This is a genomic window from Stenotrophomonas maltophilia group sp. SKK55, assembly GCF_057179845.1.
Map to the genome: position 1 here is coordinate 63,419 of NZ_JBXUHP010000048.1, position 15,785 is coordinate 79,203.

The window sequence follows — 15,785 nt, forward strand, 5'->3', positions numbered from 1 at the left end:
GGCGCTGCCTTGTTCATCCAGCGATGGGACGGATCAACCGTTCCACTTGCCCAGCGCCGCCAGGCCGTTGTCCCTGGCGCGCTCGTACACGGTCTTCTGGGCAGCAGCGTAGTTGCCCTTCATGTCCTTGGCCCACAGCTTCAGCGCGGCCTGCTGCATGGCGCGGCCGTAGGAGAAGCTCAGCGGCCACGGCAGGTTGCCCAGCTGGTTCATCGCGTTCAGGTGCTCGGTGGACTGCTCGTCGCTCTGGCCACCGGACAGGAACACCACGCCCGGCAGGATCGCCGGCACGGTGCTCTTCAGGCACATCACGGTCGATTCGGCCACTTCCTCGACGTCGGCCTGCTCATCGCAGCCCTTGCCGGAGATGACCATCGACGCCTTCAGGATGGTGCCTTCCAGCAGCACGTTCTGCTGGTACAGGGCGTCGAACAGCGAACGCAGGGTGGCTTCGGTGACTTCGTAGCAGGTTTCGATGTCGTGATCGCCGTCCATGATCACTTCCGGCTCGACCATCGGCACCAGGCCGCATTCCTGGCACAGCGCTGCATAGCGGGCCAGCGCATGGGCGTTGGACTCGATGCAGGTGCCCGACGGGATGCTCTCGCCGATGTTGATCACAGCACGCCACTTGGCGAAGCGCGCGCCCAGCTTGTAGTACTCCTGCAGGCGCTCACGCAGGCCATCGAGGCCTTCGGTCACCAGCTCGCCCGGGCAGCCGGCCAGCGGGTGCGCACCCTTGTCCACCTTGATGCCCGGAATCATGCCGTGGTCGGCCATGTACTTGGCGAACGGCACGCCGTCCTTGGTCGACTGGCGGATGGTTTCGTCAAACAGGATGGCGCCGGAAATGTGCTCGTTGAGCTTCGGCGTGGTCAGCAGCAGCTCGCGGTAGGCGCGACGGTTCTCCTCGGTGTTCTCGATACCGACGCCGGCGAAACGCTTGGCGATGGTAGCAGTGGATTCGTCGATCGCGATGATGCCCTTGCCCGGGGCGACCATGGCCTGGGCGGTTTCAGCCAGCTGTTCGATGCTCATGTATTTCCTGTGGCGGGTGCGGGAAAAACACAAGTATAGCCCCGCGGCCCGTTGCCTCGCCGTGGAGGACAGGATGGAAACGCTTCCAATGTCCGCACCGGACACGCCGTGTCCCGCCGTCGGGGGTCAGGGCCTCTGCGGGGGTCTGCCCCCGGGGTCGGATCCGCAACGCGGCGCCGGCCCCAGGGCAGCACTACTTACAGGTCGCCCAGGCCGATGGCGCGGCCGTCCTCACCCACTTCCAGCAGGCGCAGGGTATTGGTGGCACCGTGGGTTTCCATGTGCTCGCCACTGGTGAACACGACGCGATCACCGGCCTGCAGCAGTTCCGATTCAACCAGCAGGCGGATGCTGCCGCGCGCGGCTTCGCGCGGGGTCAGGCCGCGGCTGTCGAAGTTGATCGGGAACACATCGCGCATCAGCGCCATCTGGCGGCGCGCGCCGTCATGGCGCGTCACCGCGAACACCGGCGCCTTGGCGCGGAAACGCGACAGGTAACGTGCGGTGCCACCGGATTCGGTCATCGCCACGATCGCGCGCACGCCCACGTGCTGCGACAGGAACATGGTGGCCATGGCAATCGCCTGGTCGGCACGTTCCAGGTTGCGCGGCGACGCGTTGAAGTCGGTCTCGGTCTGGAACTGGCGCTCGGCCCCCAGGCAGATGCGTGCCATCGCCTCCACGGCCTTGACCGGGTAGGCGCCAGCGGCAGTTTCCGCCGACAGCATCACTGCGTCGGTGCCGTCGATGACCGAGTTGGCCACGTCCAGTACTTCGGCGCGGGTCGGGATCGGGCTTTCCACCATCGACTGCAGCATCTGCGTGGCGGTGATCACCACCTTGTTCTGCGCCAGCGAGGCCTTGATGATCTTCTTCTGCAGGCCCGGCAGCTCGGCATCGCCGATTTCCACGCCCAGGTCGCCACGGGCGACCATCACCACGTCGCTGGCCTCGACGATTTCTTCCAGGTTCTCGATTGCCTCGGTGCGCTCGATCTTCGACACCAGCGCGGCATCACAGCCATGCGAACGGGCGATGTCGCGCGCATCGTTCATGTCCTGCGCATTGCGGCAGAACGACACGGCGATGAAGTCCACGCCGATCTTGGCAACGATGCCGATCAGCTCCTTGTCGCGCTCGGTCAGCGCACCCAGCGAGAGGCCGCCGCCCTGCTTGTTCAGGCCCTTGCGGTCGGACAACACACCATCATTCAGCACGGTGTTGACGATACGGTCGCCCTGCACTTCCACCACCTGCAACTGCATCAGGCCGTCGTCGAGCAGCAGCACATCACCCGGGCCGACGTCCTGCGGCAGGCCAAGGTAGCTCACGCCCACCTCGCTGGCAGTGCCCGGGCCGGCGTTCTCGCTGGCGATCAGGTCGAAGCGGTCGCCCGCCTTCAGCTGCACCTTGCCTTCGGCGAAGCGCTCGATGCGGATCTTCGGGCCCGGCAGGTCGGCCAGGATGCCCACTTCCACGCCCACGCGGGCCGCAGCGGCACGCACTTCGGCGGCACGCTTGGCCTGGCCGGACGGATCGCCATGGCTGAAGTTCAGGCGCACCACGTTGACGCCGGCGCGGAACAGATCCTCCAGCACGCCCGGCGGGTCAGTGGCCGGACCGAGGGTGGCAAGGATCTTGGTGCGACGCTGACGCTCGAACATGGTGGATGGGCCTCTCCCGGTAAAGAACGGAAATTAGCACATCCTTCACGCCGCATGTATACGGTTACAGCCTTGTGCCGCCTGACTTCGCGGGTCATGAAGCGGACATCGTCCGGACATACGCTGGCGCAGGGGCGGTTCTGTGGGGCCGAGCATGGGCTCGGCTCTACAGGAAGCTAGGCCAGCAGCGTTTCCAGCTGCGCCGGCTCACGTGCCAGCTGACTGGCACCGGCTTCCGTCAATTCCGCCTCTCCGCCAAAGCCCCACAGCACGCCGACACTGCGCAGGCCATGGTGGCGCGCGCCTTCGATGTCCATGCGCCGGTCGCCGATCATCCAGCACTGTGCCGGCTGCACCTGCAGCCGGCGCAGTGCCTCGCCGACCAGTTCCGGCTTGTGGCTGCGCGAGCCATCCAGGGTTGAACCGACGATCTCCTCGAACAGCCCACCGAACGGCAGGTGGGCGAGGATGCGGCGCGCGTGCGGCTCGTTCTTGGCGGTGACCACCGCCAGCCGGTGTCCACGGCCATGCAGCGTGCGCAGCGTGCCTTCCACCTGCGGGTACACCGTGTGCTCGCGCCAGCCTTCGACGTCGAAGCGCTCCCGGTAGTAGCCCACGGCCTGTTCCACCCGCGCCGGTTCGACGAACAACGGCGCGAAGGTGGTGCGCAGCGACGGACCGATCCAGCCCAGCAGGGTTTCCTGCGGCGGCACCGGATGGTCCATCTTCTGCAGCGCATAGGCGATGCAGGCGGTGATGCCCACCTGCGAATCGATCAGCGTGCCGTCGAGATCGAAGAACAGCACATCCTTGCCGCGCTCGGCACTCATGCGCCGCGCGCGTCGAGTGCGGCGACAGCCGGCAGGGTCTTGCCTTCCAGGAATTCCAGGAACGCACCACCACCAGTGGAGATGTAGCTGACGTCGCCGGCGATATCGAACTTGTCGACCGCGGCCAGGGTATCGCCACCGCCGGCGATGGAGAACGCCTTCGAGCTGGCGATCGCGCGGGCCAGCGCTTCGGTGCCCTTGCTGAAGGCTTCGAACTCGAACACGCCGACCGGGCCGTTCCAGACCACGGTGCCGGCCTTCTCGATCAGCTGCGCGTACTGCGCGGCGGTCTGCGGGCCGATGTCCAGGATCAGGTCGTCTTCGGCAACGGCATCGACCGCCTTCACTTCTGCGGCAGCGTCGGGCAGGAACTGCTTGGCGGTGACCACGTCAACCGGCAGCGGAATGTCGGCGCCGCGCGCCTTGGCATCGGCCACGATCTTCTTCGCGGTGTCCAGCAGGTCCGGCTCGTACAGGGACTTGCCGACGTTGTAGCCAGCTGCGGCGATGAAGGTGTTGGCGATGCCGCCACCGACGATCAGCTGGTCGACCTTGCCAACCAGATTGGCCAGCAACTCCAGCTTGGTGCTGACCTTGCTGCCGGCGACGATGGCCAACAGCGGCTTGGCCGGTGCATCCAGCGCCTGCGCCAGCGCGTCCAGCTCGGCCATCAGCAGCGGGCCACCGGCCGCGACCGGTGCGAAGCGGATGACACCATGGGTGGAAGCCTGCGCACGGTGCGCGGTACCGAAGGCATCCATCACGAACACGTCGCACAGGGCGGCGTACTTCTTCGACAGGGCCTCGTCGTCCTTGCCCTCGCCGACGTTCATGCGGCAGTTTTCCAGCAGCACCAGCTGGCCCGGCTGCACGTCGACGCCGTCGACCCAGTCGCGCACCAGCGGAACTTCGCGGCCCAGCAGCTCGGACAGGCGCTGGGCGACCGGTGCCAGCGAATCGGCCTCGCTCCACACGCCTTCCTTCGGGCGCCCCAGGTGCGAGGTGACCATCACCGCCGCGCCCTGCTCCAGCGCGCGCTTGAGCGTCGGCAGCGAAGCGGTGATGCGCTGTTCGGAGGTGATGCGGCCATTCTCGATCGGCACGTTCAGATCCTGGCGGATCAGCACGCGCTTGCCGGAGAGGTCGAGGTCGGTCATGCGGACAATGGACATGGGCAACTCTTTGGCTCGGGGACGGGATGCCGGACTGCGGCAGACGGCCATTGTATCGGGTGCGGCTGGTGGGAGGGCCTCTGCCTGCGGCAGGCAGAGGCGCAGGGCAAATGCAACAGCAACGGCAACGGCCAAAGCGCTGGCGCTTCGTGGTGCTGTGAGTGGGCCGGGGTGGTGTGGGCTGGCAGGGGTGGTGTGGGCTGGCAGGGGTGTCAGCCCACACCGCCCCGGCCTCGACAGGCACCTGAGGTGATGCAGATGGCAAAGGCAAAAGCGGTTTCTGGTGTCGGAGAAAAATGTAGAGCCGAGCCCGTGCTCGGCTGGGTCTATCGCGAACAGCAGCCGAGCATGGGCTCGGCTCTACAAAGAGCGCCCTGCCAAGCAGCTTTTGCTCTTCTTTTTTTCTTTCCGTGGGTGGACGCACACGGAAATTGTCAGAGGCCGGGCGGGGTGGGTTCGCGGGGGTGTCAGCCGCATGGATGCGGCTGCCAAGCCTACAAGGACGTACTTGCGGCGTCCCCCGCGAACCCGCCCCGCCCGGCCAAGCGCTGCTTTTGCTTTTGCTTTACGCGACCAACCGCCCACCCACGAGGGGCTGCGCCGTTCGCTGGAACCTATTCCGAAGGCGCAGGCTTCTGCCGAAGCAGGCTGAGCGCCAGGCCACCCACCACCAGTACGCCCAGGCCCAGCAACGCCCACAGCAACCACGATTTCCAATCGCGCTGCGGCTTCAGCGCCGCATCGCCGGCCAGCGGCTCCGGACTGCCTTCCAGGCGCGCCAGTGTCGGCTGCCACGAAGGATCGTTGCGCTGCCGAAGTTCCTCGATCAGCACCCCGATCGGCGCGTCCGTGCGGCGCGCGGTCGCGCTGCCCACCGCCAGTGCGTAGGGCGCCGCACCCTGGCTCAGGAACACCAGCACTTCCGGCTGGTAGCCCAGGCGCAGTGTCGGCGCGGTGGCGGTTTCCGCCGGATTCGCCACCAGTTTCCAGTAGCGGTCGCGGTGCACCCCGCCCAGCGGCTGTGCCGCCGACTGCTGGCGCTGGCCCTGCGTGCCCTGCTGCACCTGATAGGCGATCCACGGCGCGCTGCGGCGTTGCCATTCCGCACTCTCGTCATCGCGGCTGAACAGCGTCCATTGCACGAGGCTGTTATCGGTGCTGGCCACATCGGCACGCGCCACCGGGAACCGGCCATCCATCTCGAAGGTGTACTCGCCCTTGCCCCTCGACGTCGGCTCCAGCGACAGCCATTCCCAAGGCAGCGTGGCCGGTGCTGGCGGCAGTTCCGCCAGTACGCCGCGCAGGGTCGGCAGGCGCGAGTCGCCCTGCGCCAGGATGCGCAGGTAGCGTGCAGCGCCGTCCACCTGCAGGCGGCGCTGCAGCAGGCGCTTGCCGGCGCGCTGCAGATCCACCAGCGGCACGTCGCGGCCAATCGATCGCCAGTGCTGCAGGTCGTCACTGGCATCCAGCTGCACCTGCGCCTGCAGCGGCTGGCCGCTGTCGGTCCAGTCCAGCACCAGTGCCGCCAGCGGCTGCTGGTCGAGCATGCTGGCGTCGATCAGCCAGCCGCCCTGCCCGCTCGCCGCTGCCCCGCCACCCACCCGCGCTTCGACCCGGCGCACGCGCCCATCGGTATCGCGCTCGGTCAGCAGCTGCAGGTCGTTGCGCTGGGCATCGGCCAGCGGCGGCAGCACGAACCACGGCAGTTCACGCTGCACCGGCGACTGCGCCAGCGGCTGGTCCGGCGCCAGCAGTGCCGACGGCAACAACTGGCTGGCCGCGTTGAACACCTGCAGATCGCTGAGATCGGCGGTTACGGCACGGCGGTAGATCGCCGGCTCCAGCACGATACGGTAGGCACCGGACTGCGCACTGGACAATGTAAGCGGCCATTGCTCGGCATACTGCGTGCGGTAATCAGCCGCCTGTACCACGACGGCGGCCAGCATGCCGAACATCGCCGGCAGCAGCGCCCTGCTCCACTTCCTCATTGCGTTTCCTCCACGGTCGGCGCCGCGCTTGGCGGTGCCGGTGCCAGATAACCCACTACCGTGCACAGCAGGCCGTAGGCGATGAACGATGCGATGCCCAGCAGGTTGCCCAGGTGCTGGCGATCGACAATAACCAGCTTGGCCAGCACCACGCCCATCAGCACGGCACCGACCATCCACAACACACGCTGGCTGCGACGCGAACCCCACACCCAGGCAATCACACCCAGCACGCTCCACAACACGGTCAGGCTGGTCTGCGCCAGGCTGAAGCGCATCATCGACGCATTCCACGCCAGTCCACCCCATTGGTGTACGCCATGCAGCACCAGGCTGGTCAACGCGAGGAAGGCCGCCAATGCCAGCAGCGGCATGCGGATGTTCAGCAATGCCTGCGGTGCCTCACTGCCGTACAGCCAGCGCGCCAGCAGCAACAAGCTCAGCCACTGGCCGATCTCCGCCGGATTCAGCACCGGCAGCCACAGCAGCGGTGCGGCGTCGCCCGGCAGCAGCTGGCCGAACAGCCAGCCGATCGCCAGCAGGCCGAACAGCACGCACTGCAGCGGGACGCGCACGCTGTCGAAGGCCGCGCCCAGCGGCCAGCGCAATGCGTTCCAGCGCCACAGCGACAGCGCCGCCATCAGCAGCCACGGCAAGGTCACCAGCAGGGTCGTCCTACCCTGCGCCAGGCCGGCCTCGCCACCACCCCACAAGGCCAGCAGCGAAAGCAGCGACGGCCACAGCAGCCACCACAGGAACTGCGCGATGCGGGCCACGGTATCGCCGCCCTGGCGCAGGCACAGCAGGGTCCGCACGCCCAGCACCGCGAACACCGCCCAGGCCAGCGCGCCATGACCGGCGAACGGCTGGTGGTGTGCATCGCTCTGCATCAGGGCCAGCGGGAAGCCCAGCGCGAGCATGGCCAGCGCAGTAACGCCCAGCGCACGCGCCGGCTGGCGACGCTGCGCTTCGGCCGCCAGCCAGGCAGTGACCGCGGCCAGCACCAGCAACGCGTCCACTTCGGTGCGATACGGGAAGAAGCGGGTGATCTCATGGACCAGGCCGCCCAGCCACCACAGCAGGCCCCACAGGTAATACACCAGTGCGACCTCATGACGCGGCCTGCGCTGGTAGCTCCACGCCGACGCGAAGCCGGCCAGGGCCAGCAGCAGCGCGCCAATGGCGGTCGGGTTGATCAGGAAGCGCAGGTCTTCGTGCCAGTGATCGCCACCGGCAACGAAGGCGAATGCGGCGCCGATCTGCAGCAACGCGCCGGAGACCTGCGGCAGCCAGCGCTTCTGGCGCAGCCCCAACCACGCCAGGCCAGCACCTTCCAGTGCAAACACGGCGCCGGTGGCGCGCGCCGACAATGCCAGCGGCACCGCCAGCGTGGCGAAGCCCACCGCGAGCACCGCATGCGACTGCGCCAGCACGGTGTAAGACGCGCGCGCGATCAGTGCCCGCGCCAGTACGGCGTAGATCGCCGCCAGGCCCAGCGCGCACAGCGCCAGCGTCATCGGCTGCTCGTGCAGCATGCCCGCCTGCAGCGAGAACGCGACCAGCGGCGTGCCGAACACCAGGCTGCCATCGATCAGGTCACGGCGGCCGGCCGGCTGGCGACGCGCGTACAGCAGCGGTATCAGCAGGTAGAACACGAAGAACAGCGCCAGGAACGGCTCGGTGCTGCTGAACTTGTCCGGTGCGTACTGCAGCACGCCCCAGAAGGTGCCAATGCCGAAGGTGAAGGCGAAACCCAGCAGGTTCAGCGCGCGCCATGGCCGGAACCAGGCGATGGCGAAGATGCCCGCGTTGAGCACGGCGTAATAGCTGAACAGCCCCACGTGGTTGCCACTGCCGGTGGACAACCACAGCGGTGCCATGAAGCCGGCCAGGATGCCCAGTACGGCCAGCGTGCGCGAGTTCTGCACCACCGCCAGCACGCACAGCCCGGCCACCAGTGCGATCGAACTGGCAAAGGCAAAGGCCGGCGGAATCAGGTCGAAGCGCTTGAACGCCGCGAAGATGGTCAGCAGCAGTACGCCGATGGCACCGCCCTGCAGCGCCAGTGCGAACAGGCGCCGGCGCTCGCGCTGGTGCCAGCCGAACGCCAACAGGCCCAGCGCCCCCACGGTGACACCGGCCAGGCGCAGCTCGATCGGCAGCACCAGCCAGCCCTGGTCGCTGACGTACTTCAGCAGCGCAGCGACACCGGCCAGCAGCACCAGCATGCCGATCTTGACCGGCACGTTGCCTTCGGTGAACCAGCGCTTGACCGCACCGATGCCACGCTCGATGACATTGGGCAGTGCCGGTTCGGAAGGCAGCGGCGGCTGCACCGGCACCGGCGGCACCGGCGGTGGCGCAGCAGGACGGGGGACAGGCACCCCGGTGGGCGTTGCTTCGCGCACCGGTGGCTGCGGGGGCTGAGGCGCAGCAGCGGCGGCCGGCCGCAGGAACGGTGGATCGGCGCTGGCAGCAGGCGCGGCCACAGGCCGTTCAGGCGCGGGTGCGGTGGCGGCCGGCCTGACGGCGGCCGGCGCGGCGGCCATCGCGCTTTCCAGCGCAGCGACGCGGCGGCGCAGGCCGGCAATCATCACCAGCGCGACCACCAGCAACAGCGGGATGGCCAGAAGAACCAGTACGACCAGGGCTATCAGTGCTTCCATTGCGTGCTTCCAATGCGATCCCGCGCCCCAGCGGCGGCGGTCGACCGCCCCATGCTACGACAGGGTGGGGCCCATAAACGACGAACCCCGGCCAAGCCGGGGTCCGTCTTCGATCTACACCGGCCTTACTTGGCGGCGATGACCTTGGCCATTTCCAGGCACTTGTTGGAGTAACCCCACTCGTTGTCGTACCAGGTCACCAGCTTGACGAAGGTGCCGTCCAGGGCGATACCGGCGTCGGCGTCGAACACCGAGGTGCAGGTCTCGCCGCGGAAATCGGTGGCCACCACCTTGTCTTCGGTGTAGCCCAGGATGCCCTTCAGCGCGCCTTCGCTCTGTGCCTTCACTTCAGCGCAGATCTCGGCGTAGGTGGCTTCCTTCTCCAGCTCGACGGTCAGGTCGACCACCGACACGTCCGAGGTCGGGACGCGGAAGCTCATGCCGGTCAGCTTCTTGTTCAGTTCCGGAATGACCACGCCGACGGCCTTGGCCGCACCGGTGGACGAGGGAATGATGTTTTCCAGGATGCCACGGCCACCGCGCCAGTCCTTGTTGGACGGGCCATCGACGGTCTTCTGGGTGGCGGTGGCCGCATGCACGGTGGTCATCAGGCCGCGCTTGATGCCCCACTTGTCGTTGATGACCTTGGCCAGCGGGGCCAGGCAGTTGGTGGTGCACGAGGCGTTGGAGATGATTGCCTGGCCAGCATAGGTCTTGTCGTTCACGCCGAACACGAACATCGGCGTGTCGTCCTTCGACGGGGCCGACATGATGACCTTCCTGGCGCCGGCATCGATGTGCTTCTGCGCGGTTTCCTTGGTCAGGAACAGGCCGGTGGCTTCCAGCACCACGTCGGCGCCGACTTCGTCCCACTTCAGGTTGGCCGGGTCGCGCTCCTGGGTCAGGCGGATCTTCTTGCCGTTGACCAGCAGGTCGTTGCCCTGCACCGCCACGTCGGCCTCGAAGCGGCCGTGCACGGAGTCGTACTTGAGCATGTAGGCCAGGTAATCCGGCTCCAGCAGATCGTTGATGGCCACGATTTCGATGTCGTCGCCGAAGTTCAGCACCGCCGAGCGCAGGACGTTACGCCCGATGCGACCGAAACCGTTGATACCAACCTTGATTGCCATTTCTCAAGCTCCTGCAGCCGCGACGGGTGCGGCGGGATGGATAGGGCCCACAAGTCTAGCAGGCCGAGGCTGGCCACCGTGGGCCAGGCCGGGCCGCCAGCAGGTCGGCGGACAGGATTTGATCCGGATCAAAGCGTTAGCGCGGCGTGAGGCCGAGACTGTCGCCATCCACCCAGCAACGAGAACACCCCCATGCGCAAGACCTCCCCCCTGATCGTGGCCAGCCTGGCCGCCGCCCTGTCCCTCGCCGCCGCCCCGGCCATGGCCCAGTCCAAGGGCGACTGGACCGTTTCGGCCGGCGTGCACCAGGTGGCGCCGAAGTCGAACAACGGCTGGCTGGCCGGCGGCACCCTGAAGGTCGACGTCGACAACGACGTCAAGCCGACCATCACCGGCGAGTACTTCATCGCCGACAACCTGGGCATCGAAGTGCTGGCCGCACTGCCGTTCAAGCACGACATCAACATCAACGGCCTGGGCCGCGTCGGCAGCACCAAGCAGCTGCCGCCGGTGGTGACCGTGCAGTACCACTTCAACAGCAAGGGCAAGGTGTCGCCGTTCATCGGCGCGGGCGTGAACTACACCACCTTCTTCAGCGAAGACACCACCGGTGCATTGGCCGGCAGCAAGCTGAAGCTGCAGGATTCGTGGGGCCTGGCCGCGCATGCGGGCATCGACTTCGCGATCGGCGAGAAGGGCGCCCTGCGCGTGGACATGCGCTGGATCGACATCGACAGCAAGGTGAAGTTGAACGGCGAGAAGATCGGCACCGTCAACATCGATCCGCTGGTCTACGGCGCGTCCTACGTCTTCAAGTTCTAAGCGGTGTGTTGATTGCGGGGGCTTCGCCCCCGCTCCCCCGCTGCACGCAGAAACCCTCGCAGCATGTTGCCCCGGTGATTGCCGGGGCTTTTTTGTTTGTGCGAGAAGCACCGGCTTCTGGAATTGGGCGGAGAGGGTGAGGTGATCGGGACACGCCGTAAATACGTCCCTGTAGGCTCGATCGCCGCATCCATGCGGCGAACGGTCCCGCTCACCTCACCCTCTCCACCCTTCCCATCTGCGCGCGCGTACCAGCTCAAGCAAAAGCAGCAGCACGCCCGGTCATTCGAAGCGTAATGGTTGCCTGCAACTGCAGGAGACCGATTCTGATCCCGCATTTGTTTTTGATCCTGCCTTTGACGTTTACATCCGTCTCCGCCGCCATGTTTGGAGGGGAGCGCAGCGGGAGGGGCGGCGGGACCGTCCGCGGCATGGATGCCGCGGACGAGCTTACAGGGACGTACTTGCAGCGTGTCCCGCAGCGCCTGCCCCTGCAGCCAGCCCCCAGCAGACAGGAACGCGCCGCTCCTCAATCCACCTACCCCGCTAGAATGTGTGCATGAAAGCCCTGCACTCCCTGTTCCTCGCCGCCGCCCTGGCGCCGGCCCTGCTGTCCGTCTCCGCCCCCGCCCATGCCTGGGGCGCGCAAGGCCACCGCCTGGTTGCCGAAGTCGCCGACGCCCGCCTCAACCCCGCCGCCCGCGCCGAAGTGGACCGCCTGCTGGCCATCGAGCCAGACGCCACGCTGGCCAGCATCGCGCCCTGGGCCGACCAGCTGCGCGCCAAGGACCCGGGTCTGGGCCGTCGCTCGGCCGGCTGGCACTACGTCAACATCGCCGAAGACGACTGCCACTACGAAGCACCGAAGCACTGCAAGAACGGCAACTGCATCGTCGAGGCCCTGAAGGCACAGAGCGCCATCCTCGGCGATCGCAGCCTGACCGATGGCGAGCGCCTGCAGGCACTGAAGTTCGTCGTGCACCTGGTCGGCGATATCCACCAGCCGATGCACGCCGGTTACGCCCACGACAAGGGCGGCAACGATTTCCAGCTGCAGTTCGGCAACCGCGGTACCAACCTGCACTCGCTGTGGGACAGCGGCATGCTCAACACCCGCAAGCTGGACGATGCCGGCTACCTGCCGGTGCTGCAGGGCCAGCGCGCGCCAAAGCTGGCGCGCCAGTCCAACCCGCAGCGCGACCCGCAGGCCTGGGCCGAAGCCAGCTGCCGCATTTCCATGCAAGCTGGCGTTTATCCGGCGTCGCATAAAATCGGTGACGAATACACCGAGCGCTACCGGCCGCTGGCCGAAGCGCAGCTGCGACTGGCCGGTGAAAACCTGGCGCAGTTGCTGAATCGCGTGCTAGGCACGCGCTGAGGAGAATCCCGATGCCGGTCCAGGTGCAGTCGTTCTTCCACCGTGACAGCAATACCTTCAGCTACCTGGTCAGCGATCCGGCCAGCGGTGAGGCGGCGCTGATCGACCCGGTCCTGGACTACGACCCGGACACCGACGCCAGCAGCGAATCACCGCTGCGCGGGGCATTGCAGGCCATCGAACAGCAGGACCTTCAGCTGCGCTGGCTGCTGGAAACCCATGCCCATGCCGACCATGTATCGGCCGGGCGCCGGCTCAAGCAGCGCTTCCCGCAGGCCACGCTGGCCATCGGTGAAGGCATCCGCGCGGTGCAGGCCACGTTCGCGCCGCGCTATGGCCTGCAGCTTCCGGCCGCCGATGAGATCTTCGATCACCTGTTCAGCGACGGCGAAACCTTTGCCATTGGCGAGCTGCAAGGACAGGTGATCGCCGTGCCCGGCCACACCAGCGACAGCATCGCCTACCTGATCGGCGATGCGCTGTTCACCGGTGACTCGCTGTTCATGCCCGACGGAGGCACCGCACGCTGCGATTTCCCGGGTGGCGATGCCGCACAGCTGTACCGCTCGATCCAGCGCCTGCTGGCCCTGCCCGATGCCACCCGCGTGTTCGTCTGCCACGACTACGGCCCGGGCGGCCGCGACTTCGCCAACGAAACCACCATCGGCGAACAGCGCGCGCACAACATCCACGTGCATGACGGCGTGGCCGAGGCAGAGTTCGTCAGCGTGCGCCAGGCCCGCGATGCCACGCTGGAAGAACCGAAGCTGATGCAACCGGCGGTGAAGGCCAACATCCAGGGTGGGGCCTGATCCACGCCGCTGCGCCCGCCGGGCATGGCCCGGCGCTACCCCGGTCATCGCGAGCGATCATTTTCCCTGCGTGCGCACCACGTGCTGGCCCTTCACGATCTCGAAGGTGAAGGCGTACTGCAGGGTGACCGCCACCGGCTCGACGCGCTCGGCGCCGCGACAGTCGCCGCGGTCGGCAGGCACCTTGCCAGCCGCGAAGTGGCAGACCGCTGCGGACGAGTACTTCCACATCGCCACGGCCTCCTGCGCGGCCTGCAGCAGGGGCGCATTCTCGCCCGCAGCACCTGCCGCGCACTCCGGGCGATCGGTCAATGGCAGGCTGCGCTCGACGACGCCGTTGGCATCAACCACCACCTGCAGGCAGATCGTGGTCGGCGCCAGTTCCGCACGCGGGTCACGATCGCCGACCTCCGGGTCCGGTGCCGCGTACAACTGCGGCATCCGGTAGCCTTCGGTCGCACCCAGCGAATACGCCTGCAACTGCCCACTGCCACCGTCCGCCTGCGGCTGCAGTCGCTGGTGGCCGACATTCTCGCTGCGGGTGTGCACGGTGGCCAGCCGTTCCTGGCTCGCACACCCCACCATCAGCGCCGCCACCACGAGCAGCGGCGCGGACTTCACTGGGCGTCCTCGCTGTTGTCCATCGCAAAGGTGATCGGAATCTTCACTGCGCCTGCCACCGGCTTGCCGTTCTTCATCGCCGGCCGATAGGTCCAGCTGCGCGCTGCGGTGATCGACACCGCGTCGAACACACCCGGATTGGTGGCACTGAGCACTCTGACATCGGTGGGTTGGCCGCTGGCGTCCACTTCCACGCGCAGGTTCACCACGCCCACCTGGCGTTGCTCGAACGCGGACCTGGGATAGGAGGGCGGTGGCATCTTGACGACCTGGATCTCCCGATCCGTGACCGCCGCTGCCGGGCGGCCGGCCATCGCACCGCCCTGGCTGGCCCACGCTACTGCGCCCATTCCCAGGCACAACCCGACGACCAGCACCTGCCCCGATACCCACGGCAATGCCTTCCGCTTGGACTGCTTCAACATGGCGATACGCTCCTTCAACACGGGTTGGCTGCGCCAATGGCAGACCGCTGGCGCAACCGGGTGGACCAGCTGCGCCTTCAGCAGCGTGCCGGCATAAAGGCCGCGCAGCGTAGGCTGCGGGGCGATGGTACGGGCATCGCAGGCCAGTTCCTGGTCGCGCAGGAAGCGGCGTGCGGCCCAGGACAGCAGCGGGTGGAACCAGAACACCGCGCGCGCCAGCAGCAACGCGCCGTTGGCCCAGTGATCGCCATTGCGACGGTGGCTGCGCTCGTGCTGCAGGATCAGCCCCTGTTCCTGTGCGCTGAACTGTTGATCGAAGTCCGGGCCAACCACGATTCGCGGCCGCCACAGGCCAACCAGTGCTGGCAGGCCTGGATCACTACTGGCCTGCCAGCTGCCATCGGCGCGCGGCTTCAGCGGGCCCATGCGCCGTTCGAAACGACGCTGTGCGCGCAGGTCGCGCAGCAGGCAGATGCCCATGCCCAGCGCCCATGCCAGCAGCAACAGCGGTGCCCATGGCAGCGACGGCCCTGCCAGTTCGTCCACCGCCCCTGGCTCGACTTTCAGCGGCACTGTCGGCACGTGCTGCAACAGCGCAGCCTGCGGCAACGGCAGCAGCAAGGTCACCAGCAGCATCGGCAACAACCACCAGCTGCGATAAGCCAGTCCAGCGCCCCCCACCCACACCAGCAGCGGTCGCAGCACGGCCAGCAGGATCACCCCCATGGCCAGCCACACGCTGGCCTGCCACAGTCCACCGAGCAGCTCAGTCATGGTCCAGCTCCTGGATCAGCTTCTTCAGTTCGGCGATGTCCTGTGCGCTCAGCTGGCCGCGCTCGCTGAAGTGCGCCACCAGCGGCGCCACGCGCCCTTCGAAGACACGGCCGATGAAGTCCTGGCTCTGCGCCTCCACCCAGGCCTGGCGCTGCAACAGCGGGCGATACAGATAGCGCCGTCCATCGCGCTCGGCGGCGATCGCGCCCTTGGTCAGCAGGCGGTTGAGCAGGGTCTTGATGGTCGGCTCGGCCCAGTCACGGTGGGCCAGCGCGGCGACCACTTCGTCGGCACTACGCGGTGCCTGATGCCACAGCACCTCCATCACAACGGCTTCGGCTTCGCTGATCGGGGTCATGATTTACATCCGTAATCGACAGTTCGATTACGCTCGTAATCGAACCGGCTGTCAAGCCCCTCGACTCCGGATTCATCGGCTTTGCGCCAGCATCGAGCCCTCCC

The 15,785-nt window shown here is 67.2% G+C and carries 13 protein-coding genes; 3 read left to right on the plus strand and 10 right to left on the minus strand.

Features of this window, described 5'->3' with window-relative positions; all coding sequences use genetic code 11:
- Positions 1–33 precede the first annotated feature (33 nt).
- From AC2A1N_RS14825 to gap, 7 genes are all read right to left on the minus strand, one after another.
- Positions 34–1,038 (minus strand): class I fructose-bisphosphate aldolase, encoded by a 1,005-nt coding sequence (locus AC2A1N_RS14825; protein ID WP_005418861.1) that lies wholly within the window; start codon positions 1,036–1,038, stop codon positions 34–36.
- Between the two features lie 197 nt (positions 1,039–1,235).
- A complete protein-coding gene (gene pyk / locus AC2A1N_RS14830) occupies positions 1,236–2,702 on the minus strand; it encodes a pyruvate kinase (RefSeq protein WP_005418863.1) in 1,467 nt (488 codons plus the stop codon).
- 176 nt (positions 2,703–2,878) lie between these two features.
- Positions 2,879–3,532 carry an HAD hydrolase-like protein gene (locus AC2A1N_RS14835; protein WP_049413168.1) on the minus strand — a complete coding sequence of 218 codons (654 nt, stop codon included), beginning with the start codon at positions 3,530–3,532 and terminating at the stop codon, positions 2,879–2,881.
- Positions 3,529–4,704 (minus strand): phosphoglycerate kinase, encoded by a 1,176-nt coding sequence (locus AC2A1N_RS14840; RefSeq protein WP_061479317.1) that lies wholly within the window; start codon positions 4,702–4,704, stop codon positions 3,529–3,531. Before AC2A1N_RS14840 ends, AC2A1N_RS14835 begins: the two co-directional genes overlap by 4 nt.
- A 614-nt stretch (positions 4,705–5,318) precedes the next feature.
- The gene (locus tag AC2A1N_RS14845; protein ID WP_154351335.1) at positions 5,319–6,695 is read right to left on the minus strand and encodes a DUF3999 domain-containing protein; all 1,377 of its coding nucleotides are present in this window, start codon (positions 6,693–6,695) and stop codon (positions 5,319–5,321) included.
- Complete coding sequence (locus AC2A1N_RS14850) at positions 6,692–9,361, minus strand: DUF2339 domain-containing protein (protein ID WP_484372716.1); 2,670 nt, start codon at positions 9,359–9,361, stop codon at positions 6,692–6,694. The genes AC2A1N_RS14845 and AC2A1N_RS14850 overlap by 4 nt, the downstream gene beginning before the upstream one ends.
- 125 nt (positions 9,362–9,486) lie before the next feature.
- The gene (gene gap, locus AC2A1N_RS14855; protein ID WP_061479320.1) at positions 9,487–10,491 is read right to left on the minus strand and encodes a type I glyceraldehyde-3-phosphate dehydrogenase; all 1,005 of its coding nucleotides are present in this window, start codon (positions 10,489–10,491) and stop codon (positions 9,487–9,489) included.
- A gap of 192 nt (positions 10,492–10,683) precedes the next feature.
- Here gap and AC2A1N_RS14860 point away from each other — a divergent pair, with 192 nt between their 5' ends.
- From AC2A1N_RS14860 to AC2A1N_RS14870, 3 genes are all read left to right on the plus strand, one after another.
- A complete protein-coding gene (locus AC2A1N_RS14860; protein WP_061479321.1) occupies positions 10,684–11,313 on the plus strand; it encodes an OmpW/AlkL family protein in 630 nt (209 codons plus the stop codon).
- 559 nt (positions 11,314–11,872) lie between these two features.
- Positions 11,873–12,691, plus strand: coding sequence for a S1/P1 nuclease (locus AC2A1N_RS14865; RefSeq protein WP_061479323.1), 819 nt, complete (start codon positions 11,873–11,875; stop codon positions 12,689–12,691).
- An 11-nt stretch (positions 12,692–12,702) separates the two neighbouring features.
- On the plus strand, positions 12,703–13,503 hold the full coding sequence (locus tag AC2A1N_RS14870) for an MBL fold metallo-hydrolase (protein ID WP_061479324.1): 801 nt from the start codon (positions 12,703–12,705) through the stop codon (positions 13,501–13,503).
- Between the two features lie 57 nt (positions 13,504–13,560).
- Here AC2A1N_RS14870 and AC2A1N_RS14875 read toward each other — a convergent pair whose 3' ends face one another.
- The 3 genes from AC2A1N_RS14875 to AC2A1N_RS14885 are packed head-to-tail and all read right to left on the minus strand — an operon-like array spanning position 13,561 to position 15,681.
- The gene (locus tag AC2A1N_RS14875) at positions 13,561–14,124 is read right to left on the minus strand and encodes a hypothetical protein (protein ID WP_061479325.1); all 564 of its coding nucleotides are present in this window, start codon (positions 14,122–14,124) and stop codon (positions 13,561–13,563) included.
- Complete coding sequence (locus AC2A1N_RS14880; RefSeq protein ID WP_061479326.1) at positions 14,121–15,323, minus strand: M56 family metallopeptidase; 1,203 nt, start codon at positions 15,321–15,323, stop codon at positions 14,121–14,123. The genes AC2A1N_RS14875 and AC2A1N_RS14880 overlap by 4 nt, the downstream gene beginning before the upstream one ends.
- Positions 15,316–15,681, minus strand: a complete 366-nt coding sequence (locus AC2A1N_RS14885) for a BlaI/MecI/CopY family transcriptional regulator (RefSeq protein WP_061479327.1) — start codon at positions 15,679–15,681, stop codon at positions 15,316–15,318. Before AC2A1N_RS14885 ends, AC2A1N_RS14880 begins: the two co-directional genes overlap by 8 nt.
- Positions 15,682–15,785 lie beyond the last annotated feature (104 nt).